Raw genomic sequence first — 22,495 nt, forward strand, 5'->3', positions numbered from 1 at the left:
CGTCAAGCCCCGTGAGGCCGGTGGTATCCGCCAGTTACACCTCGTTTAGAGAACACCCATTGCCAAAGCTGCGCCTCGCGAGCTCTAAACAAACCGGCACACGACAACAAGTAATACTTCCACATGCGATGAAAGCGTTCACCCATCTGCTCTTCGAATCGCGGCCACTCACGCTCGAAATTTGCGTACCAAGCCATTAGTGTCCGGTCGTAATCTGCGCCGAAATTGTGCACATCTTCGGTTATGAATAAGCCACTCGCTGCGCTCGCGATCTGATCCAAAGCTGGGAGTTCCCCGTTTGGGAAGATGTATCGATCTATCCAGGGATCAGGACGGGTATGGGCGCGGTTCTTGCCAATGGTGTGGAGAAGAAATAGTCCGCTTTCGGTCAGGCAGCGAGATGCGACTCGCATATAGGTCCGATAGTTCTTTGCCCCAACGTGTTCGAACATACCGACGCTCGCGATGCGGTCGAACTTTTCGTCCAGGCTCCGATAGTCCTGCAATCGGAACTCAAGGGGTAGTCCTGCATAGCGCGACTTTGCCCATTCGGCCTGCTCCGCAGAGATAGTGACGCCTACGCAAGTAACACCGTAGTACTCCGCTGCGAAGGCCATCAGGCTCCCCCAGCCGCAACCGATGTCCAGTAAGCGCATACCAGGCTTCAATTGCAGTTTTCTGCATATGAGGTCCAGCTTGTCTTCTTGGGCGCTATTCAACGATTGGGCGCCTGCCGACCAATACCCGCACGTGTAAGTCATTCGCCGATCCAACATCGCACTATAGAAATCATTGCCAAGATCATAGTGGCGACGCCCCACCTCCCACGCCCGACGCACCGATTGTCGATTCAAGAGCTTCTCGCGCAACATGACATAGAGGATCTTGCTCGGGCGCACTTGCTCATCTAGTCGTGCTCGAAGTACTTTGGTGAAGAATTCATCGAGCGCTTCACATTCCCACCGGCCATCCATAAATGCTTCACCGAGTGCGAGTGACCCTCCGGAAATGACCTCTCTGGGCACGTCTTTGTCGAGCAGTTTGATATCCCACGGACGAGTACCGTTGATCTGTATATCGGCAGTAAGTAGGAGCTCCTCAAGGAACTGATCTGCTGAAGCGTGCGCGCTAGCAGCGGATGTCTGTTTCGTGAGCGTCGTCGATGTCATACACGCTCTCCCGACGATGCAACCCGTTCAGGCGTCAGGGCCAAACCAATGGACTTCAGTGGCTGGTAGGGAGCGGGTACGAGATGGTCTAGTGCAGTTGAAGATGTGTTGAGAGATGCGTCCGTGGCCGCGACCTTGCGACCAGGAGCGGATGTAGCGAGAGCCGGGCGAAACACGGTACGCCGGATGGTGGGAGAGAGGCGCATATATTCCACGTTTGTTGATAACAAACCTGGGATGCTGCCAAATGACGGCCTACGATCTCCCATCCCAGGGATTCGTAGGCATCATCAGCCGGTACACTGGCGGTTTCGGAGGAATGCCATCTCCGTCGCGAGCTATTCTAGACCATCAATTCGGAGGAGCGCAATGCGTCACCAACGGATGACCTTCCCACTACCCTTGATGTGCATTCGGCAGGGCCGGAGTTCGATACTCAATCGGAGCGGGTCGACTCTAGGGCCGGAACCGTCGATAATCCGCGGCAAACAACGATACCTAACGACCTGTTGACCATGAGTCTGGATGCACTTCTTTCGAAGATGGCGCGCGAATCAGAGTGGTTTTGGCCAGTCCTGGTGGCGGCTCGAGAGCTGAACTTGCCATCTTGGTGCATCGGCGCAGGGGCAGTCCGGAACCTTGTTTGGGACGCATTGCACGGGTTCGACACTATGTCGGAGTTACCGGATGTTGATCTTGTACATTTCGATCCGTCTGACCTCTCGGGGGCAGACGATGTGGCGATGCAGTGCCGTCTGAGTCAGTCATATCCTTTCATACCATGGGAAGTAACGAACCAGGCTGCCGTTCATACCTGGTATGAGACGGCCTTTGGTTACCCTGTCTCTCCACTGACTTCTTTGGAAGATGCAATCTCATCGTGGCCGGAGTTCTCGACTTGTGTTGGACTGACACTGAGATGCGACGACACGATAGACGTGATTGCACCACATGGACTCGACGACTTGTTTGGCATGGTGATTCGCCGAAACCCTGCGCGCGTTAGCGTCGCCGCATACAAGGCCAGACTCGAGCAGAAGCGATATCTGGAACGGTGGCCAAAGGTGTCAATCGTATTGACCGACTGACTCACCGGAGGTTGACAATCGTATTTCCCGCCATCATCAAGTCACCGGCAGAGTTCATACATGGCTATCGCCCTGGCGACTGCGGATTGCTCCCACCCAGAGAAAGAACGGCAGCGCCAGCAATTGCGAGCCAACGCAAAAGACGACTGCGTAAGTCTTTGATGCGTCGTAGAGAAGCCCAATCACGGCACTCCCTGCAAACCAAGCGATTCCGTAACCGGCTGTGAAAATCCCAAATGCAGATGCGCGACCGGAAGGCGGTGCCATTGGGGACACCGCAGCTGGAATGATCGACTCGTGGAAGCCCATTCCTATTCCCCACACCAGACCACCCACCCACCAGACGTAGTTGCTCCCCAGAAAGAGCAGGGGAGCAAACATCGTGCTGAGTAGCGTCAGCGACACAATGATCCTAAATCCGTATCTGTCGAAAAGGCGGCCGAAAACCAGGGCCCCTGCGCCACTTACCGCCATTGCTGACGCGTAGAGGGCCGCTATTACGTCGCTGGAGACGTGCGAACTGGTCGAGAGGTGATATGCGATCAATGGATAGTCGGCAAATCCCGCTGCGACCAAAGATGCCCCGCCCAGATATACCCAGTATTCCCGAGGCAACACTTTCCGGCTCTCGTCGTCGGGAGGCGGTTGCATGGCAAGTGGCACCGGATAAAGGGAACGTGCAACCAATACGAGAGCGATGTTGACCATTGCCGGCGCAAGAAGAACGGCAAAGGCGATTTGATAGGAACCCTTCAATGCAAGTACCAACGCTACCAGCAGCGGCCCGACCATCGCGCCAAATTGATCGAGTGCTTCATGAATGCCGAAGGCCCAGCCGTATCCGCCAATGTCGTTCGCCGCGGATGAGAGCATTACGTCTCTGGGAGGGTTGCGTATCGCCTTACCGACTCTCTCCAACACGATCAGGACAGCGGCCCAGCGCCATGAGTGAACGAGCGCGAGTGCCGGCACGGCAGACATCTGGACCGTGTAGCCCACGATCGTAATGGGCCACGGTTTCCCGGACATATCTGCCCAACGACCGGAGACGACACGCAGTCCGTATCCGAGAAGCTCGCCGAATCCTGTGACGATTCCAACTACAGTCGCGGTCGCGCCAAGGCTCGCCAAAAACGGCCCTAGAATGCTGCGCGAACCCTCGTAGGTAAAATCGGCGAAGAAGCTGAGAACGCCGATCAGGATGACGAATTTCAGCGCGGCTCTGGACTTTGTTGGGTTTCGCCGATCTGCCTGCTGTGCAAGTGAGCTTTCCACTTTTGCCTCGCTGAGATGAAGTGCTTCAAACCGGATGAATCGACGACTTTTCGTATTATGAGAACGTTCCGAATGCACCAACTGGGTCACGCTCGACCAACCGACGTAGTCTGCGCACTTGTGATGCGACAAGATACCTACGCGCAACCTGGTCGGGCTCGAGGATGAAAATCTCTGCAAAGTGCTTCATGCAAACCTCGCTCGGAGATACGCCTTGGTGGAGGCGACGCGAGGTTCGGAGAAGCACCTTCATTTGAGCGATGGCTTCGACATCGCAGGCAGGACATCCGGCATCCGGGGATGGGGCGGAGTCCAATTCGATGTCCTCCTCGTCCATTGCTTCCAGCGCCCGCTCGTTATCTAGTACCTCATTGATGGGAGGGAGATTCCAGCTCGCGCTACGGCGAAGACGTCTCGCAGATTGTGGTGTTTTGTGTAGTCTTTGCTTGATGCTTTTCACGAGCATGTTTTTGTGGCTGCTCCACGCCGCGTACTGACAATCCTCACCGGGAGACATCAGGACCTCCGCGACGTGTCTTGCACACGTCGGGCTCACAAGCCACAGTGGCTGTTGCTGCTCGACGGCGTGGACGAGACGCTTGTGCCACAATTTGTGTGCCGAAATGACTGCGTCGCAAATTACACAGCCGGTGGTTGTGCTCGAAATCGCGTCAAGCGGATAGTGAGGTGCGGGATTGCGACTTCCAGTTGGGACGTCTCTGAGGTCAGCTCGAACCAGTTCCTCCAGAAGCGAGGTGTGCTCCAGGGAAAAAAGGCTGGGTACGCGTGTGAGCGGCTGGCCGCTCAAGCTCCAGGCGCCATATCTCTCGTCCAGCGATCGGATTCGCGACCGTGCGATGCGAAGCGCCTGCGCCACGGGTTCTACCGATGCAGATGTTAAGGCGGCTCGCAGGTGTTGGAGGCACAGTTGTGTTGCGACTAACCGATCAGATGCCTTTCGATCTTCCGGTAAGGATCTGAAGAATCTCGACAGGCTTTGTCCTTCTCGCTGATTTCGATACGAGCAGGCGGGGCATCTGTGTCTTGCGCCGAAAACCATTGCTCGGACTTTGTCGGTGGTCTGTGGCAGTGCAGCGAAGATCTGCTCGAACCAGTCGATCGCCGTTGTCGCGCGCGTTCGGAAAACAGTACTCCCCGCGAGCTCGATGGACAGGTCGGAAGTGTGCTGTTGGCAAAAACCGAGCGTGCGTATCAGGGCTTCGCTGACGGAGTCGCCTCGGTTCTTTCCCAGAAGTGTTCGCGGCACATACTTCAATTGAGCCGTCTGAACGTCCGCACAAACTTGGCAGGCGCAGAACCTTGGCGAAATGCTGTGCGACTTGAGCGGCTTTGCCTTGTTCGGCGGGGCGTCTTCCTGCGCGGCAGGCAAGAGACGCGATGTGGAAGGAGGGCGGCTATCGATGTTCGGTTGTGGCGTGCTCACGAACGACTCCCGTCGGCAATGCTACAAATTCGCACCTCACGGTGCGACCTGTAGGCATCATCAGCCCGGCGGGCGGTTACGGGAGAATGCCATCTCCGTGGTCGAGTATATCGCAGCGCGTAGGAAGTAGCGCGTTGTCAGATTTTGCCCAAAGAACCATAGCGTGCTAGACTGGCCTCGTGGAGATGGCATTCTCCCTCAAGCGCCGAAGCTTCGGCTAATGATGCCTACGTTTTCCCGGTGACGGGTGCGTAGGCTTTTTTATGCCCTGTTGCCATGAACGCGTTCAGCGAAATGGAAGGCAACATGGCACATTCCACAAACAGATCTGCGACCGCACCGATGTCCCGGGAAATCCGGGACGCGCTTGAGAGTGCGCATTACGTGGGTCCCTCCTCAGACGAGTTGGTGGCCACATCGGCTCGAGACAGCGGCCAGCACGTGGCGCTCTCACCCAGTCTCCTATATGAAGGGCCAGAGCCTGCAGCGCTTAGGTCCACGGCTCCTGCGACGTTTGTCGACCTCCACCTCGGGTCGGTGATGCTACATGTCAATACGAACCAGGCTGAGTTTGATCTGGATCCTATTCTCAACACGCCGCTTGAACGTTTGACCGATATCGCATATCGGCAGGAGGTCGCAGCGGAGCTTGAGCAACTGGCAGTCAGTACGGCGGTCAATGAATTTGCGGAGCTCATGCGTCACTCGAGAAAAAGCGAGGAGCGGTCGCTCAAGGCCTATTTCGGGTACGAGAAGAAGTTCTGGTTTCTCGACGCGGCCCGTCAATATTGCGCTGCAGTAGATCGGGTGACGGAGGCGTTCAATGACCTCGACCTGAGATCAGCCGGCCTTCGGCGTATGCGCGAGTACGTGACCGAATACGCCCATGGTCCACAGTATGTTGCACTCAAAAGCGAGATCCTTGGGCTTATCGAGATGCTCACTAATGTTCGGTATTGCGTATGGATCGATGGCGGCGAAGTGACGGTCTACCCATTCGGCGAAGAGCAAGATTACAGCGAAACCATCCACGCTACATTCGCCAAGTTTCGCAAGAACACTGTTCGTGACTACCGAGTGGCCTATCGAAGCTCGGACAGCATGAATCATGTTGAATCGTGGATTGTCGACCTGGTGGCCCGACGATATCCGGATACGTTCTCCCAGCTTGACGCTTTCGCGCTGCGGCCATCGTTTAGGGATGGTGGCTTAGTCAAATTTGACAACGAGGTGGCCTTCTATCTCGGCTACTTTAACTACATCGCTCGCTTTCGAGAAGTTGGGTTGCCGTTTTGTTACCCCGAGGTTACTGCTGAGAAAGGGGAAATCGCGGGTACGGATATATTTGACATTGCGCTTGCCGAAAAACTGGTGCAAAACCATTCATCCGTGGTGTTGAATGATTTTCGGCTTGATGGCCCGGAACGGATCGTCGTCGTGTCGGGGCCAAATCAAGGTGGGAAAACGACTTTCGCGCGGATGTTTGGTCAACTGCATTACTTGGCTGCATTGGGCCTCCCTGTGCCGGCGCGCGCAGCCAAACTCTATCTTTTCGATGAAATATTCACCCATTTTGAGAGGTCAGAGGACATCACGACGCTTAGAGGAAAACTGGAAGACGACTTGTTTCGCATGCATTTGATTTTGGAGCAGGCGACCTCTAGAAGCGTCATCATCATGAACGAGATTTTCTCGTCGACGTCGTTGAAGGATGCGATGAAGCTTGGAGCCCGTCTGGTTGAGAAGCTCTCAGCCATAGATGCCTACTGCGTTTGCGTCACGTTCATCGACGAGCTCTCCACGATCAATGAAAAGACGGTCAGCATGGTCAGCATGATCGACCCGAAGAACCCGGCCGTGCGAACGTTCCGAGTTGAGCGGCAGGTCGCAGATGGCCTTGCGTATGCTCATGCCATTGCCGAGAAGTACGAAATCACCTATGACTGGTTGATGAGGAGAGTGCCGTCATGAACGTGTTCCTGATGCACCCGGACTGCGACTTCTCGCCACCGGCCGAAGGCGCATGGGATCGGGACGAACTAGCCAAAGATCTTGCGCTGCCAACGCTCTGGCATGCCATGGCGGCAGATGATGAGTTCCTGTACGAGGTCGCTAAGCGAGCGACGTTTGGTGCGCTGACCAATGATGGGCAGACCATTCGCTATCGACATGCGGTCCTTCGCGACTGCCAGGAGAATACGGAAGTCATCGATGCTGTCTATCTGTTGGCGTTGAGCGCGATAGAGGAGAAGGGGAAGTCGTACTTTGGAATTCTCTCCACGTACCCAAGTGCAGTGCTGCACGGTTCACGTGAAGTCATGGAGATATTCGTCAGGAAGCTCAGGGAGCTTAGGCAAATCGCAGAGAAGAACGAGCATTCATTTTCCTCTGATGGTTTTCGACGCCTTTTCGCAATGCTCAAGGAAGAACTCTCCGAGGAGTACCTCGGCGAAGTTGAGCGTCATCTGTCAATTCTGCGCTTCCGGCAAGGGGTGTTGTTGAGCGCCTCGCTGGGGAAGGACGGGCGGGGCATCGATTATGTGGTTCGGCTACCCAATGAGGACGTGCGGCGTTGGTGGCGTAGGCTTATCTTGCGGCGCAAATCTGCATTCACGTTCGAAATCCCTGAGCGGGATGATGCCGGTGCGCAAGCCCTCAATGACATTCAAGGCCGGGGGATAAATTCCGTTGCCAACGCACTGGCTCAGTCCATGGAGCACATTCTTGGATTCTTCGTGCTTTTGCGTACTGAGCTAGCGTTCTATCGGGCCCAGTTGAATCTGCAGCGCCAACTTGGTTCGATTGGCGCGAGACTCTGCGTTCCTACTGTTGCGCCAGCCGGCTCGCGGGGACTACGCTTCGACGAGATGTACGACGTGTGTCTCGCGCTCCAGATGGGGAAGGCAATCGTAGGAAATCGCGTCAATGCAACGGGCAGGTCGCTAGTCATGATCACAGGGGCGAATCAAGGCGGAAAATCGAGCTTTCTGCGGAGTGTGGGAATCTCGCAGCTCATGTTCCAGGCGGGGATGCTGGTCGGAGCTGACCAATACGAGAGCGAGGTCTTCCAAGGCCTGTTCACGCACTACAAACGTGAGGAGGATGCTGGGCTTGACAGTGGGAAGTTCGACGAGGAAGTGTCGAGAATGAGTCGAATAGCGAAGAAGATCGTTCCGAACTCCATGCTGCTATGCAACGAATCGTTTGCCGCCACCAATGAAAGAGAAGGATCGGCAATCGCTCACGATGTCATTCGGGCCATGTTGGATAAAGGGATTCGGGTGCTGTTCGTTACCCATTTTTACCATTTGGCCCGATCTGTCATCGCATCGGAGTCTGGCAAGACGTTGTTCCTTCGTGCACCTCGCAACGAGGATGGAACGCGGAGTTTCCGGCTTATCGAGGGCGCGCCACTTGAGACGAGCTTCGGCGACGACCTCTACCGCCGGATTTTTGGCGAGGCCCTGGATCGCGATGATGAACCGACTCAGGCGGGGTTGCCGGTTACCGAAGGGACGAGAGCCGAGTGACTTGGCATTTCGGTGGTTGCGACGCATGCAAGACTACAGAATCAGCGACGTTCGGCCGTCGGCGCCTGTCGGTAATTCAAGAACGTTCCTGATACGTAGTTTCGAATCGAGGCGGTAGACCAAGGGCGTCGCATTGGGGACATCCATCGAGCAAAATGCAGCAGGATCCGTGCCGTGGATAGCCGCGATAAGCATGCGAAGACTGTTCCCATGCGCGGAGACAAGCACGCAGCCTCCGACTCGCAGCAACGGGGTAATCGTGTCTCGCCAGCATGGCGCTACCCTATGGAACGTGTCCTGTAGCGATTCCGTGCGCGGGATGAACGGAACTTCATTCCTCGAAGATGCCGATAGCTTGCCGACCAGCCTCCGCGCCTGCGCAGCATTCATCGGCGGGGGGCGGGACGTGTAGTCCCGGCGCCAACGGTGTACTGTGGCGGTACCGTAGATTATCTCGGCTTCCGCGCGACCCATTCCGGTCAAGCCACCGTAGTGACGCTCGTTCAATCGCCAATCGACGATGCAACGAAGCCGTTCAGCCGTCGGCATCATAGCGAGGATATGTTCCTGTGAGTCAGAGGCTCGCCGAAGGCTGGAAGTGACAACAGCATCGAATCCTAGTCCTGCATCCACAATCGCTTTGCCTGCGTGTTTCGCTTGCTTCACCCCGAGCGGTGTCAATTCGATGTCGGTCCACCCTGTGAAGCGCTGTTCACGATTCCAGAGTGATTCTCCGTGACGCACTAATACGATGGTCCCCAACTGGCTCTCCGTGTCCTCAGTTGCCGCGACTAGTGACTAAATGTTGTTGCCGATAGCACCGGCAGTATTTTCAGGGCCATTCGCAGTGCCACTCACGCAATTGCTCGTCAACTGGGTTAGCGCCTCCTGCATCGCTGAGAGTCGCATTGCAACGGAGTTGCGCGGGTCGGTCAGACGGCTTCGCTCGCTGTCCAACCAGGTGCGCCTCGCATGAGCCCACCCCTGGGCTGTTTCGTTCAGCAACCCATCGATCCCGCACGTCCAAACCTCCAGAGTTTCAAATACACGCAGATTCGCCAATGCACGCATGGCACGTGAATGCAATGTCCGCCAGTGCGACTGACGTCTCAGTTCGTCGAAGAATCTGCCGGCTGTGAGAGGTCCGAAGTCTATTTCAGGAAGTACAGGAAGACGTGGGTAGTGTCCATCGAAGTCGGTGCGAGAATCGGATATCGCTTGCCTGGCGTGTGTTACGAATTCGCGGAACGCGGCCTCTCTCTGCCTGAGTTGTTGAATCAAGGATTCCGCGTCGGAACTCACACGACTTCGAAGCGATGACAGGATCAGTGGTGCCGGATCTACCAGGTCGTCGGGACTCTGTCGTATGAGCTCGACGATATTCTCACACGCTTCCGAGACAGCTTCAGATATGGTCGCCGCGTACCTCGTCTCAATCATGCTGACGGTAGGTGGGTTTTCCAGGCAATGCTCCGCGCGACAAAGTGCCTGATGGCACCGGGTCGAGCGATTCTCCAGGTCTTGGGGGGACGATTTCGACTCGAGGGCATGGATCTTTGCGCTTAGTGTACTTACTGTGTCTCGCCGCAGCTTGCCGATCCGCCTAGTCCTCACGCCTTCTCTGAGTTGTGCGCGCCTCGCGATGCTTTCCTTGAATAGACCCTCCAGCCACGGAGCGTTCAATGCCTGATGATCCTCTTTCGCGCTTGAAAGGTATATCGGGATATGCTCGCCGAACGAGCGCTTCATGACTTTGTCGGCGTGTTCGAGGACTTGCCACTGTTCACGCAACGACAGTTGATCTGCCTTATTGATAAATACTGCGAGTTCGCCGCCCAGATCCAGTGCACGGCTCGCAATTCGCAAGTCCAGATTGCAGAGACCCTGCGCATCCACGATGAGAACTGCTAAGTCGAAGTACTGCGAGGATCGCCACCACCAGCCGCTGGTTTCTACGCCATCAATACCAGGCGAGTCTATGATCACCAGACCATCTCCGATATTCGTTGCGGGCAAATCCACTTTCACCAGAGATACGTGCCTCGCATTGTTCCTGTTCCATTGGGCGTTCAGGTATTCGTCCAGTTGTGTCGCAGATACCTCAGTGCGGCTTCCATTGGAAAACAGGATATGGATGCCGGTGCGTTTGGCGGACTCGATCAACGTAGTTGCCGCAGTGGTTGGCACCGGCCCTGTCGGTAAGTTGGCAGTAGGAGCAACGAGGTTAATCAGAGATGTTTTCCCGGAGTTGACCTGTCCAACGAATAGAAGGTGCAGGGAGTCGGTGGTGCGTTGCTTCACCAACACTTCGGCGCGTTCTTGCAATGAGCTCAATCCGAACTGGGAGCAGGTCTGCAGAAGCCAATCGAGTTCAATCTCGTTATGGGAATTCGAATCTGCCGAGGTAGGGGCGCCACCATGTGTGTATGCGGCGTCCACCGAACAGCGCACAATTTCGGCTGCTTCTTCAACGCGCTCAATGAACATCCTGATATGCCGCGAGCTGTCCGGGAAATCGGGTGTTAGCGTTTGCCGAAGATACGCGTCGAGCTGTGAAATCGAGGCGGAGATTTCGTCGAGGCAAGCGCGCATGGTTTGAAGCGTGTCCCTTGAGTCGAGATAGGTGACAGCGCCCGCCGTACTTATCAGATCGAATATCGCGAGGCGGACTCGGTGAACTGCGTCAAGGGCTGTGTCCCTAACCAGCGCCGGCTCTTCGTCACAATGTTGAGAAATGCGAAAGTCCGCCGGTGACGTATCGAGAATTCCGCGCAGTTTGTCAAATTTCTCAAGAAGCCCGTAGAGCTTGCCTGTAATCTCGGACGACACGGCGTGCTGGGAGGTTGTCATTTCGTTATGCTCCGCATCAGCGAACACTCTGCACCCTGGCCGGTGGCCATTGCAGTCGCGCAGGCATCATCATCCGATGGCGGAGGTTGTTAGGGGAATGCCATCCCCGTATTCACGAGCCGTGTTGGACTAATCTCCTCCGAGGTACCCATACTCGATGGGAATTCGAGTGTAAAAAAGTTTGACTCCACCGGCTGAAAGGGCCGCGATCAGGGCGTCGATCTTCTCTTCCTCCGCAACAACGGTGATGGCAACCGGCTCATCGGCTAACTCAAAGAACCGAGCTGCGTGCAGCCTACCATCTGCTCCCACCCCAGTCGATGCTTGCACCGTTGTCTGACCATGGATGCCCGACTGTTCAATCAGAGATGCGATCCATGTATCGGCATCTTGTCCCCCCTTTTTCTGGTTTTTTGTGAAGTAGACCGTTAATTGGCTGCCTTTGGCCATGTGGAAATTCTCCCAATGCGTTGGTCGGCCGTGAGCACGCGAGGAACGTGCGATAGCCAAGAGCTATTCGGTCCGAAACTTTGGGGGGAAATTCATAAGCCTACATCCCGCATGTCTCGGGGTACGTAGGCATCATCAGTCGCGAGCGCGACGGTTGAAGGAGGAATGCCATCTCCTGTGTGATCACGATTCTAGCACCAACGGATGCGCATGTTTTGCCTCCTTAGACCTCCTCAAGGTGAGCGGTATCGTTCACTCGAAGGATTTGGATACCCGCCGGCCTGACGTCAAATTCATTGATGGCGCAGGGAGACTGCTTGATACGCCAATAGGCCGACAGAGGCTGGTCAAGCAGCTGGCTCAATAGCGCCCGGTTGACACTGTCATGTCCGACCAGAACCACGGGACGCTGCTCGTCGGTGTGCTTGGCCAGAACGTATCGCAATGCATCGGCGGTGCGGCACACCAGATCCTGAAGCGAATCTCCGCCGGGGAAACGCATGAGGTGCGGTCTAGTTCGCCATGCCTCGAATTCTTCAGGCCATTTTTGTTTGACCTCCGCATGCGTCAGCCATTGCCAATCACCGTAGTCTAGGTCATTCAAATATTCCAGCGTTGCACGTGCTGCGCCGCACGCGTTTGCGATGTACTCCCCAGTGTCGACACAGCGAGACATGGGGCTGGTGTAGACGAATGCGGGAGGCGAGTGTCTTTGCAGCCTGGTAGCAAGCCTAGACGCCTGCGCTCTCCCGATGGGAGTGAGCTGTGTGTCGGCGCGGCCTCGAAATCGCACTGGCTCGATACCTTCAACATGTCCATGCCGGACCAAGAGAATTCGTGTCATTTGAGTCCTCCTTGACTGCCGCAGTTGAAACTGGTGGATGGTGTGAGGGTATGCCAAAAAGATGCGCATTTTGCCCAGCATAACGCCGCTTCGAGTCATTGTGAACGCAGCGGCCCTGACGCTAGGTCGCCGGTTGAGCTTCGGCGACGATAGTTCACCGCATATTTAGAAATAACAAATAGTGATTTGACTGAAAATGTTCAGAAAATTATCATAAAAAGTAACGGTTGTTACATTTTGGTGGATACGAGATATGCAGAATTGGTTGCTGCTTACATACAAGGTGCCAGCGGAGCCCGCCCGGAAACGGGTCGCTCTCTGGAGAAAACTCAAAGGGATGGGGGCTGTGTATCTGCAGAGTGGTGTGTGTTTGTTGCCCAAAAACGACGACCACAACCGGCGGCTGAAGATCCTGGAGAACGAGATCGACGAAATGCAGGGTGAGTCGGTACTTCTGGAAACTGTCGCGCTTGATCGCCTGCAGGAAGACAAGGTCGTTGCGCGCTTCAAGGCAGACCGCGACGAGGAATACGTCGAGTTCCTCGCTAAATGCAAGGATTTCGAGGAAGAGATCGCAAAGGAAACAGCGGCGGGCCATTTCACTTACGCGGAGCTGGAAGAAAACGACGTCGACGTGAAGAAGCTGCAGACGTGGCTGGAGAAGATCATCAAATTGGATTTCTATGGTGCGAGCCTTGCTGCGGAAGCCAAGGCGGGCCTTGAGACATGTGAGGCGCTCCTAGACGTTTACGCGCAACGCGTATTTGATGCACACGACGAAAATCATCTCTAGCCTGCCCACGCAAGGATAAAAACAGGAGATTCGCGATGTTCTCTCTAAGGGTGCTCACGTATAACACGCTGTTTGCCGGGCGTGACGGACAAAAGGACCAACGCTTCGTAGACCAGATTGAGACGATCAATCTACTCAAGCCGGACGTGTATTTCATGCAGGAAGCCAGAGGCTTCGGCGCCAATGGAGCAGCGGGGTTGTTTGCGATGGAAAAGCTCATTGGCATGCGGGGCTTTTTGTCTTCGGCTCCGCGTACAGGTCAGAACGTCGCGATTTTTCTACGGTCGCCCCTCGCACCGATTAGCTTTGACGTTGATTCGGCGAATTTTCATCACACTTGCGCTGTGTTGAGAGTCGCTATTCCCGGAGTCGACAGGCATCTCACTTTGGTAGGGGTGCATCTGTGTCCCAATGGTCCGGAAACTCGACTTCGGGAGGCGGCGGTTTTGGCTATTCAGGCGCGGGCAGACCAACTCGCCTTGGTCGCTGGTGACTTCAACTCCGCATCGCCGCATGACGCGTTGCCTACAGATTGGGCGAGATTGGAGCCTCACCATCAGGCGCGATACGCATCGGCTGATTGGACCCGAGTCGATCATGCCGTGTTGAACAGGCTGGAGTCGGCAGGGTGGGTCGATGTCGGTCATGTACTTGGCGAAAATGGGGAGCCCACGGTTCCGACATTGGCCTATCGGCAAGCGGAGTTTCCCACCATGCGTTGCGATTACGTGTTGGCGTCGAAGTCTATGGCGGTCTTTGCCACGGGCTACCAGGTGATTCGAAGTGAATTAACGGATAGGGCGTCTGATCACTATCCTGTACTGACCACGTTCGAGGTGGTTTGATGAAAAGCCCCCCTTCACACACACCGTATTTGGCGCCGTTGTCATCTCGCGTCGTTCCCAACGTTCCTGCAGAATCGCGAGGGTTGCTGGAGCACCCGCATGGCGACGGCGACGATATTGCCCCCGGGCATGCGGAGCCATGGATGAACCGGACCATCGTCGGTGCCGGTGTGACCAGCGCACTCGGTGACTTTTGCTACGAGACGACTACGGTCATTTTGCCTGGCTTTCTCGCGGTGCTCGGTGTTCCGGCGTTTATGCTTGGCGTCATTGAGGGGGTAGCTGACGCGGTCGCGGCATTCACCAAAATGGCATCCGGATATATTGCTGATCGTATCGGTGCGCGCAAGTCGCTGGTGCTTATCGGTTACGGTCTGACGCCTCTAGGGCAGGTGCTCATTGCCCTAGCTGCCGGATGGCCGCTTTTGCTAGCCGGGCGGTTGATTTCCTGGTTTGGGAAGGGGCTGCGGGGGCCTTTGCGCGATGCAATTGTCATTCAAGCCGTATCTGCGAAAACGCGCGGGCGAGCATTCGGGTTTCACCGCGCCGCCGATAGCGTGGGCGCCATCGCAGGCCCATTGCTCGGCGTGGCACTCCTAGGCTGGGCTCAAGGAATGAGTTGGGCAAATATGGCCAGCCCATTTCGGCTCGTCTTGTGGGTATCTACGATTCCCGGTGTGCTGGCGGTCGTGGCTTTCTTGTTGTTGGTCAAGGATCCCGAGCAAAGCGCAAACCCGAGGTTGCGGTTCGTCAGTTCAATGCGAAGCCTTCCCCTGAAGTTCAAGCGTTATCTTTGGGCCGTCGGCATATTTGGTCTTGGAGATTTCTCTCACAGTTTGCTCATTCTCGCCGCGACCACGTTACTTTCGCCATCGTTAGGGATTGTTCATGCGGCACAGATGGCCGGCATGCTGTACGTATGGCGCAACGTGGTCCAAGTAATCGCGTCCTATCCGATTGGGATTCTGGCGGATCGTACAGGCCACGTTCGAGTGCTCGTTGGCGGTTATGGACTTGGTGCAGTGCTTGGGGCATTTCTTGCAGGAGCGTTCTTAATGAGATTGCATGATCTTGCTCTGTTGACCATCCTGTTCACCGTCGCCGGACTGTATACCGCAGTACAAGAAGCGATGGAGTCTACCGTGACTGCGGAAATGGTGTCGCGCGATACTCTTGTAATCAACTATGGAGCCCTTGGCATCGTAAACGGTGCGACGAAGTTTGTGTCTAGTGCAATGGTCGGCTGGTTGTGGACGGTAATATCGCCGGCTGCAAGCTTTGCGTTGGCGGCCTTCTTGATGGCTGTCGGTGCAATGGTATTGATTCGCGCTACGCGGTGATAACTTAACGGCGGTGTACGTTTACCCGCGAACTCCCAGAATCGAGAAACGAGCCGAAACTGACTGTGACACCGCCTGCTTTTAACTCGGACAGCGACCCAGCTTTACCTCCGAGCGCCAGCGCAACACACGCCGTGTTGAAAAAGGCGCGAACGGTAGAAAAGATGGTGGACGATATACGCTAGGCTTGAGCGTTGACCCGTAGAATCTTCGCGTTTCGGTTGTTTCAATAATCGATACAAACGTCACCGTGTGTCGTGGGTACTCCATAAGGGGTGACGCTATCGCGTGATCTAGTCTTAAGAGTGCGGGGGGCAATATGCCCCCGCCTTTCGATTTTTGGGCCTACGGCCGTCCCCTTGGGCTTTCTGCCTTGACTGGTGTCAAACCCATTTGTCCCATGCCATGGTGTGCACGGGATCAATGGGCGTGTTGGTGCTTGACGAGTAGTATGAACACAGCGTTGCCGCTCCATATACGGCGGCGTGAGCGAAATCGCACGTCGTGTCATCGCGTACTTCGGAGGAGAGAATGGAAAGAACGATTGCGTATCGCGGCTTCGATATTTGCGTTAAGTTGGAGCCGGCTGCAGGGGATATGTTTGAGGCATGGTTTAGTGTCGAGGGTGCAATAGTGCCTGCGGGTGTCATCGCACTCGGCACGCCAATCAAGGTTCGCAACGGACCGTTTTCGCGCTAATGGGCCTATCTGGTCGCTGAAATAGCGGGCTAGGCGGCGATCGACGTGATACTAGGCACTTCGCACAGGGCTGCTCATTAGAGCGCGTGGTGAGCTCGCTGAACCGAGCACGCACATGCAGACGTCCAAAATGTCCCCTGTGTGGTGTGCTATTGGACTTCGGCGCGCGTGTCCGTGACGCTTGCACGATGATCCGCAGAATTTCGGTCGTACTATCATTTGTATTCGGACACTCTCTGAAGCCGTTAAATCCATGGCGTCCATCAACTTCGTGTATCGCGGGTGCACCGTCGAGATTCAAATCGGCGAGCGTGCGACCCTGTGGGACATCACCATCGAAGTGACCGCTTTCGATGGCGTCGAGCTCATCGAGCCGTTCGGCCCCAGAAAGCTCAAACTGCCGAAGACCGACGAACTCGACGCAATTCAGCAGACCCTCATCGAAGAGGTTCGCTTCGCGATTGACTGTCGGCTTGTCGGCTGCTGAGCAGCCTTCACCTCGGCCACAGCGCGCCGCGGTGCTACTCTTAGCCGAACGTTTGGTTGTTCCGGGTATTCCTCACTTTTGGGGTTAATTTAGCGGCGTAGACTTTCCTGACCGTGTGGTGCTGAATTTGCCCCGGGCACCGCGGATTTATGGCCCATCTCAACTGATGGGTCTTTTTCGTTGTGACCACATGGGTTGTCGTCATGGCTTGTCCCTTACGTTTCGTTCGACTTCGGCCCGGAGTTCCTGTTGCTTGCGATCGCGCTGATGCTGCTGGTCGTACCTCGCCGGAATATCTCTATTTCGCCTGTCGCGCTCGGCTCTCGCGAGCCGGACGATCTCGTTTTGTCTCATGCTAGGATTCCTCGAAACAACGGGAGGCGCGAATGGACGATGCCGCGTGGCTTGGGAACATCCTGTACAGCGTATTCCCGACGAACACAGTGTTCTCGGTGAGCGACATCATGGGCCGCGTTCAGGTTGAATGGACAGTGCCTGATATCGACCGACGGAATGTTCCGTTGGTGATCGATCTTGATTCGATAGTCCGGCAGCGCTGGGAGGACGAGCCGATAGGGGAGCGCATTGCCCTTGAAGGGAGAATTCGCCACCTTGTTGCGAATCAACTCGTTGATTACGACCCAGCGGGAAGCACTGCTATTCCCGATGCGGTGGTGATTCTCGTGCACGACATCGACCTGTAAATCACGCCCTCCTTAGTATCGGTGGCGCTCCATGTAGACCACGGCCCATTTGAAGCCCCCCTTTTTGTTACGACGGTGCTCGCCGCACGACCGGATGGAGCAGTCGGTTACATCGGCCGAGTTCGGATAACTCGGAAAGATGGGGGCCGTCTTGGGCGAACTCCCTCACGTTTCAGATCACGGACGCACTGCTCAAAGTGATCGGTGTGCGAGCGCCCGGGCAACTGGTAGCCGCAACAGGGTGCAGTGGCCATCATACTTTTGGTGGATGTGCGTACGCGGTGCTTTCTTCAGCTTCACAGAGCCCCCGCAGGAATGGAGAACACCCGCATCGGTTCGTCGCCGAAGTGAGATGGGTGATGGTCTGCACATCGTAGCCGCGCCACGGCAGTTCCACACGGCGCTTGATGTCACTGACCTTCGGTTAGGCCGTCGAGCGCGCCCAGCGGGGCGGCTGCAGAATTAAGATAATGGGTGTAGGGAACGTAATGGATTGGACCGTGGGAATCTCGTTCTGCTATCGTGTGACGTCTTGACGTAAGCAATGAACCGACATGAAACGGAATGAATTGAACGATCGATTCAAGGTGTTCCCGTATCGCGCGGAGAGACGGGATGACGATACGAATAACGGCGGCCTAGACCTAATAAACAACCCGGCTGATATTGAGAAAATCCACGAGGCAGCGAGTTTTCCTGCTTTGAAGGCGTTCATCTCGATGATGAACTCGCCAACATCAGCGCTGATGACACTGGGCTGCGCGCATGGGGAGATTGATGGCCTGATTTATGGATACGTCGACATCTCATTTCGAGACGTCGAGGTGGGGCAGAACGAAGGGTTCGTGTCGTGCGTCGACGAACTGCTCAAGACTTGGGTGAAGCAGGCTTATCCGCACGGGAAGGAATTGGCCGAATGGCTACGACCAACGCTTCACTGGGACTATTCGGAATTTCGATATTTCGGAACGGAGCCAAGGCTGATGATTTCCATGACTTATCGGACCAGAGCTCTGGCGGATGCAAATCATCTATTCGGCGTTCTTCACTGTTTTTTTGAGGAAGGTCTAACATTGCCCGGTGCCTCTGACTTGTAAGGCTAACGTTAAGAGAGAAGCCCGCAATCAGAATGCGGGGTCCTGATGCGGGCTATTTCGCGTCGCCGCCCCGACGTTAGGTATGCTCACTTGAAGATCCTTTCGATACGAATTCGCTCGTATTCGGGGGTATGCTTTGTCCCAGTGGATCTTCTTCGATGAACGCTGACGGCAGCCCACCATGTCGACCATTCCGCGCACTGATCTTCGTAGCCTCATCCTGGGGTTGACGCTCACTGCATGTATTGCGACCCTCGCCAATTGTTTGTACTCGGCGTATCGAGTTCAAAAAGCAGGCATTGATAGAGAATTCGTTGCAAGCAAATCGGGCGTACAGCGCTAGGGTGGCGTCGTCGATCGACGTTTTCCTGCGCGACACTCAACTTCGACTAGGGTATTCGGCGAGCCGACTGTCTGATCGGATGGACGATCCCAACGCTCTCGCAGACGAATTGCATCGTGTGCAGGCGCAGGACAACACATTTGACAACGTAGCAATTATTGGACCCAATCGGAACGTCGTCGCCGCCACCCCCATATCTTCAAGACTCCGTGATCACGTAGTCGAGTCGTCAGACACAGTTGATGCGCTCCGGGAGCAAAAGCCGTTTGTCAGCGATGTTCATACATCGGCCGACGGCAAGCCGGTGGTGGTGGTCTCAATGCCCATTTTTGCTCGGAGTGGGACCTACCTCGGATTTCTGGGCGGCGCGATTAATCTACAATCCGATGGAGTTCTAGGGAGGCTCGTAAGCACCCATGTGTTTTGGGGCGACTCCCAAGTCTACATAGTAGATTCCCGCCGAACGCTTCTCTATCACTCTACGAAATCGAGGGTGGGATCAACGATTGGAGAAAATGCTGCGGTTGACCGCTCCCTTGAAGGGAGGGATGGAAGCGATCGAATCACCGATTCGCTGGGGGTAGACGTTCTTGCCGGTTATGCGCCTATCCCTACCGGCCACTGGGGTGTTGCCAGCCAGCAGCCCGTTGTAAGTGTGCTCCGTCCATTGGGAAGCATGGTCTACCGCACCCTAATTGAGACAGTGCCTCTCGCCATTTTGGGTATGGCAGTGATTTGGGGGCTATCGGTATTGATTTCGAAGCCGCTTAGGCGACTTGCCGAGAGCGCTTCAAATACTGGCATTGTCGAAAGTGCAACCGCAATCGCCGGAGTCAACGCTTGGTATTTTGAAGCGAGCAACATCAAACGGGCCCTTCTGAGAAGCATAAACACGACCAAGGCTAGGGTGACCCGTCTTGAGCTCGCATCCCACACGGATCCACTAACGGGCCTACTGAATCGACGCGCAATGGACGAGGCGCTTGATGAAATGTCGCGCGAGGAGCGAACGTTTTCTGCGATAGCGTTGGATATCGATCATTTCAAGCGCGTGAACGACACCTTTGGACATGACATTGGGGACGTGGTCCTGCAACGTCTTGCAGCACTAATGCGCGAATACAGCCGCGACATCGATCTCGCATGTCGAGTGGGCGGCGAGGAGTTCACATTGCTTCTGCCGGATGCGTCCACATCCACAGCTGCTGCCATCGGAGAGCGTCTACGCCAAGTTGTGATGAACACTCAGATCGACCCTGTCGGCCATATTACGATTTCACTCGGTGTCGCTACCTGGCCACAGGATGGAGCGGCGATCACAGAGGTCCTGAAAGAGGCTGACGAACGAATGTATGCCGCCAAACGTGCAGGAAGAAATCGCCTCGTTTCTGCGTCAAGTAACGTAGCGTGAGCGGTCTATGGAGGTCGCTTCGGCATGCGTCTACGGATTCTAGAGATTAGTCTGATGCCGGCGATCCGACGGGAATGTTATGCGGGCTATTTGACGTCGCTTCGCCGACATGTCGGGTTACTCACTGGTGGGTATGTGGAGCGGCCCCACGTACCTGAGGACACGAGGACTCTCTTAAAATATGGGATAGTCTTGTGCCTATCAGTAAGCCTAGTCATTACGTGGAAAGCATCGAAATTCTGACCGAGCCGGAGCGCCGTCGTCGGCGCACGGCGCAAGAAAAAATCGCCATCGTGCAGGAAACATTGGAGCCGGGAGCGTCGGTGTCGGCCGTTGCACGTCGGCACGGCGTCAATGCCAACCAGGTGTTCGGCTGGCGCAAGCAATACCAGGAAGGCAGTCTGGCGGCGGTGAAGGCAGGCGAAACCGTTGTGCCGGCATCTGAGCTGGCCGCCGCCATCAAGGAAATCAAGGAACTGCAACGGCTACTCGGGAAGAAGACGCTGGAAGTCGAAATCCTGAAAGAAGCCGTGGAATGGGGCCGTTCAAAAAACCTGATTGCGCGCTCGCCCTTGCTGCCGGGGGACGACCGATGAAGACGGTCTGCGAAGTTCTCGGCGTGGCGCGCTCTGCCGTGGCGGTGAAGCGAACTCGCTCGTCTGACTGGCGCGATGGTCGCCGTGCCCGCATGACCAATGATGCCGGGCTGGTCGAGGAGATTCAGGCCCATGTGGCGCATCTGCCGACCTACGGCTACCGGCGTGTCTGGGCGCTGCTGCGCCGCAGTCGGGAGCAGACCGGTGCGCCGTGCATCAACGCCAAGCGCGTGTATCGGGTCATGCGGGAGCATCAGTTGCTGCTGCGCCGCCCTGGCGTGCGGCGAGACAAGCGGCGACATGACGGTCGCGTTGCCGTGGACCGCAGCAACACCCGCTGGTGCTCCGATGGCTTCGAGTTCCGGTGCGACGATGGTACGCCCCTGCGCGTGACGTTTGCGTTGGACTGCTGCGACCGCGAGGCGATTAGCTGGGCAGCGACGACCGGCGGGCATAGCGGTGATGTGGTGCGCGACGTGATGCTGGCCGCCGTCGAACAGCGCTTCGGCACCACGCAGGCCGCGCAGCCCATTGAATGGCTGACGGACAACGGCTCGGCCTACATCGACCACCGCACGCGCAGCTTTGCTCGCGAACTGGGTCTTGAGCCGCTGACCACGCCGGTTCGTTCGCCGCAGAGCAATGGCATGGCCGAATCGTTCGTGAAGACCATGAAGCACAATTACGTCGCCTATATGGACAAGTCTGACGCACCAACAGCGCTCTCGCGTCTGGCTATCGCGTTTGAACACTACAATGAGCGCCATCCGCACAAAGCCCTGAAATACCGCTCGCCTCGCGAGTTCAGGCGTAATGCGGTGTCATCAACCTAACGGTGTCCGCCTGTCCTGAGTTACAGGGGCAACTCCAGTATGATTAATTTTCAATCGATCGTTTGAAAATTGTCGTCGGCGAATTTCCCCCTCTCGCAATACTGACAAGATGGAGAATCAACTGCATTGCAGTACCGGGGGAGGCTGATCATGATTGTGACTATTCGAACCATTGTAGGAGCGTTGGTCCCGATAAGCGTGGTAGTCGGAGCTACCGGCTATTTCATGGGACCGAGGGGCGGCAACACGGCCACTGACCACGATGACTTCGAATTGCGAAGCACGGTCGTCGCCGGTGCCACGTGTATCGGAACGCTTGCTACCATTCTCGTGCTTGGCGGCTATATTCGTTGAAAGCGCCGCACGCTGATGGCATTCACGCTTACGTTATTGGGGCGGTCCCTCGCCGAGGATGTGTCCGGTTATCTACAGGCAGGCTCAATAAACTCACGATCATGCCGAGTAGTCGAGCCGGATGATTCCGGCCTTGCAAAACACATGAAGTCGCCGGTCCGGAATAGGTTCAACGGCTGAACGTTGCCACTCGGGGCCAGCATACTGGTTGTTCAGATTGATCCACTCTTCACGAACTGGGCTGCTGCCGGTTTACCGATTGTTTGATCGACGAGCTCAGAGCTTCGACGTCGCGTTTTCGCGGACAGTGAATCATAGAGGTCACGAACAGAGCGTTCCCCAT

General features: G+C 55.9%; 17 protein-coding genes and 5 riboswitches. Of the genes, 11 read left to right on the plus strand and 6 right to left on the minus strand.

Going from position 1 to position 22,495, the window contains the following annotated elements:
• Positions 1-2: 2 nt before the first annotated feature.
• Complete coding sequence (gene cfa / locus A985_RS0109355) at positions 3-1,169, minus strand: cyclopropane fatty acyl phospholipid synthase (protein ID WP_017233145.1); 1,167 nt, start codon at positions 1,167-1,169, stop codon at positions 3-5.
• A 274-nt stretch (positions 1,170-1,443) separates the two neighbouring features.
• A riboswitch (Fluoride riboswitch) is annotated at positions 1,444-1,508 on the minus strand.
• Positions 1,509-1,711: 203 nt separating this feature from the next.
• Here cfa and A985_RS24860 point away from each other — a divergent pair.
• Complete coding sequence (locus A985_RS24860; protein WP_232424575.1) at positions 1,712-2,257, plus strand: nucleotidyltransferase family protein; 546 nt, start codon at positions 1,712-1,714, stop codon at positions 2,255-2,257.
• A gap of 54 nt (positions 2,258-2,311) precedes the next feature.
• On the opposite strand, the gene A985_RS0109360 is transcribed toward A985_RS24860, so the two are convergent.
• Positions 2,312-3,622: an MFS transporter gene (locus tag A985_RS0109360; protein ID WP_198288678.1), complete on the minus strand. Its 1,311-nt coding sequence runs from the start codon at positions 3,620-3,622 to the stop codon at positions 2,312-2,314.
• Positions 3,623-5,020: 1,398 nt separating this feature from the next.
• Positions 5,021-5,082, minus strand: a riboswitch (Fluoride riboswitch).
• 66 nt (positions 5,083-5,148) lie between these two features.
• A riboswitch (Fluoride riboswitch) is annotated at positions 5,149-5,213 on the plus strand.
• A 39-nt stretch (positions 5,214-5,252) separates the two neighbouring features.
• On the opposite strand from A985_RS0109360, the gene A985_RS0109370 reads away from it, so the two are divergent.
• Together A985_RS0109370 and A985_RS0109375 are read left to right on the plus strand one after the other, a co-directional pair.
• A complete protein-coding gene (locus A985_RS0109370) occupies positions 5,253-6,947 on the plus strand; it encodes a hypothetical protein (protein ID WP_083902244.1) in 1,695 nt (564 codons plus the stop codon).
• Complete coding sequence (locus tag A985_RS0109375; RefSeq protein ID WP_017233150.1) at positions 6,944-8,506, plus strand: hypothetical protein; 1,563 nt, start codon at positions 6,944-6,946, stop codon at positions 8,504-8,506. The genes A985_RS0109370 and A985_RS0109375 overlap by 4 nt, the downstream gene beginning before the upstream one ends.
• 33 nt (positions 8,507-8,539) lie before the next feature.
• Here A985_RS0109375 and A985_RS29795 read toward each other — a convergent pair whose 3' ends face one another.
• The 4 genes from A985_RS29795 to A985_RS0109390 all read right to left on the minus strand — a co-directional run bounded on the left by A985_RS29795 (position 8,540) and on the right by A985_RS0109390 (position 12,749).
• Entirely contained in the window at positions 8,540-9,250 is a 711-nt protein-coding gene (locus A985_RS29795; protein WP_369751562.1) for a 2,3-bisphosphoglycerate-dependent phosphoglycerate mutase, read from the minus strand.
• Between the two features lie 54 nt (positions 9,251-9,304).
• Positions 9,305-11,356, minus strand: coding sequence for a dynamin family protein (locus A985_RS0109380; RefSeq protein ID WP_017233151.1), 2,052 nt, complete (start codon positions 11,354-11,356; stop codon positions 9,305-9,307).
• 53 nt (positions 11,357-11,409) lie between these two features.
• Positions 11,410-11,473: riboswitch (Fluoride riboswitch) on the minus strand.
• A gap of 12 nt (positions 11,474-11,485) precedes the next feature.
• Positions 11,486-11,806, minus strand: a complete 321-nt coding sequence (locus tag A985_RS0109385) for a DUF190 domain-containing protein (protein WP_017233152.1) — start codon at positions 11,804-11,806, stop codon at positions 11,486-11,488.
• Positions 11,807-11,925: 119 nt separating this feature from the next.
• Positions 11,926-11,991: riboswitch (Fluoride riboswitch) on the minus strand.
• 38 nt (positions 11,992-12,029) lie between these two features.
• Positions 12,030-12,749: a histidine phosphatase family protein gene (locus tag A985_RS0109390; RefSeq protein ID WP_369751561.1), complete on the minus strand. Its 720-nt coding sequence runs from the start codon at positions 12,747-12,749 to the stop codon at positions 12,030-12,032.
• A 154-nt stretch (positions 12,750-12,903) separates the two neighbouring features.
• On the opposite strand from A985_RS0109390, the gene A985_RS0109395 reads away from it, so the two are divergent.
• The 8 genes from A985_RS0109395 to A985_RS0109440 all read left to right on the plus strand — a co-directional run bounded on the left by A985_RS0109395 (position 12,904) and on the right by A985_RS0109440 (position 21,798).
• Positions 12,904-13,443, plus strand: a complete 540-nt coding sequence (locus tag A985_RS0109395) for a Chromate resistance protein ChrB (RefSeq protein ID WP_036656109.1) — start codon at positions 12,904-12,906, stop codon at positions 13,441-13,443.
• 35 nt (positions 13,444-13,478) lie between these two features.
• Positions 13,479-14,288: an endonuclease/exonuclease/phosphatase family protein gene (locus tag A985_RS0109400; RefSeq protein WP_017233155.1), complete on the plus strand. Its 810-nt coding sequence runs from the start codon at positions 13,479-13,481 to the stop codon at positions 14,286-14,288.
• A 143-nt stretch (positions 14,289-14,431) separates the two neighbouring features.
• On the plus strand, positions 14,432-15,628 hold the full coding sequence (locus A985_RS0109405; protein WP_017233156.1) for an MFS transporter: 1,197 nt from the start codon (positions 14,432-14,434) through the stop codon (positions 15,626-15,628).
• Between the two features lie 952 nt (positions 15,629-16,580).
• The gene (locus A985_RS0109410) at positions 16,581-16,814 is read left to right on the plus strand and encodes a hypothetical protein (protein ID WP_017233157.1); all 234 of its coding nucleotides are present in this window, start codon (positions 16,581-16,583) and stop codon (positions 16,812-16,814) included.
• 386 nt (positions 16,815-17,200) lie between these two features.
• Positions 17,201-17,518, plus strand: coding sequence for a hypothetical protein (locus A985_RS0109420; protein ID WP_017233159.1), 318 nt, complete (start codon positions 17,201-17,203; stop codon positions 17,516-17,518).
• A 554-nt stretch (positions 17,519-18,072) separates the two neighbouring features.
• Complete coding sequence (locus A985_RS0109425; protein WP_017233160.1) at positions 18,073-18,615, plus strand: hypothetical protein; 543 nt, start codon at positions 18,073-18,075, stop codon at positions 18,613-18,615.
• Between the two features lie 314 nt (positions 18,616-18,929).
• Positions 18,930-20,369, plus strand: coding sequence for a sensor domain-containing diguanylate cyclase (locus A985_RS24865; protein WP_198288679.1), 1,440 nt, complete (start codon positions 18,930-18,932; stop codon positions 20,367-20,369).
• Positions 20,370-20,599: 230 nt separating this feature from the next.
• Positions 20,600-21,798, plus strand: a protein-coding gene (locus tag A985_RS0109440; RefSeq protein WP_162840579.1) for an IS3-like element ISButh1 family transposase whose coding sequence is annotated in 2 segments (ribosomal slippage) — positions 20,600-20,915 and positions 20,915-21,798 — 1,200 coding nt in all. Because the reading frame shifts where the segments join, the coding sequence is not laid out codon by codon here.
• Positions 21,799-22,495: the final 697 nt, after the last annotated feature.

This window comes from Pandoraea sp. B-6 (assembly GCF_000282835.1).
Lineage (GTDB): Bacteria > Pseudomonadota > Gammaproteobacteria > Burkholderiales > Burkholderiaceae > Pandoraea > Pandoraea cepalis.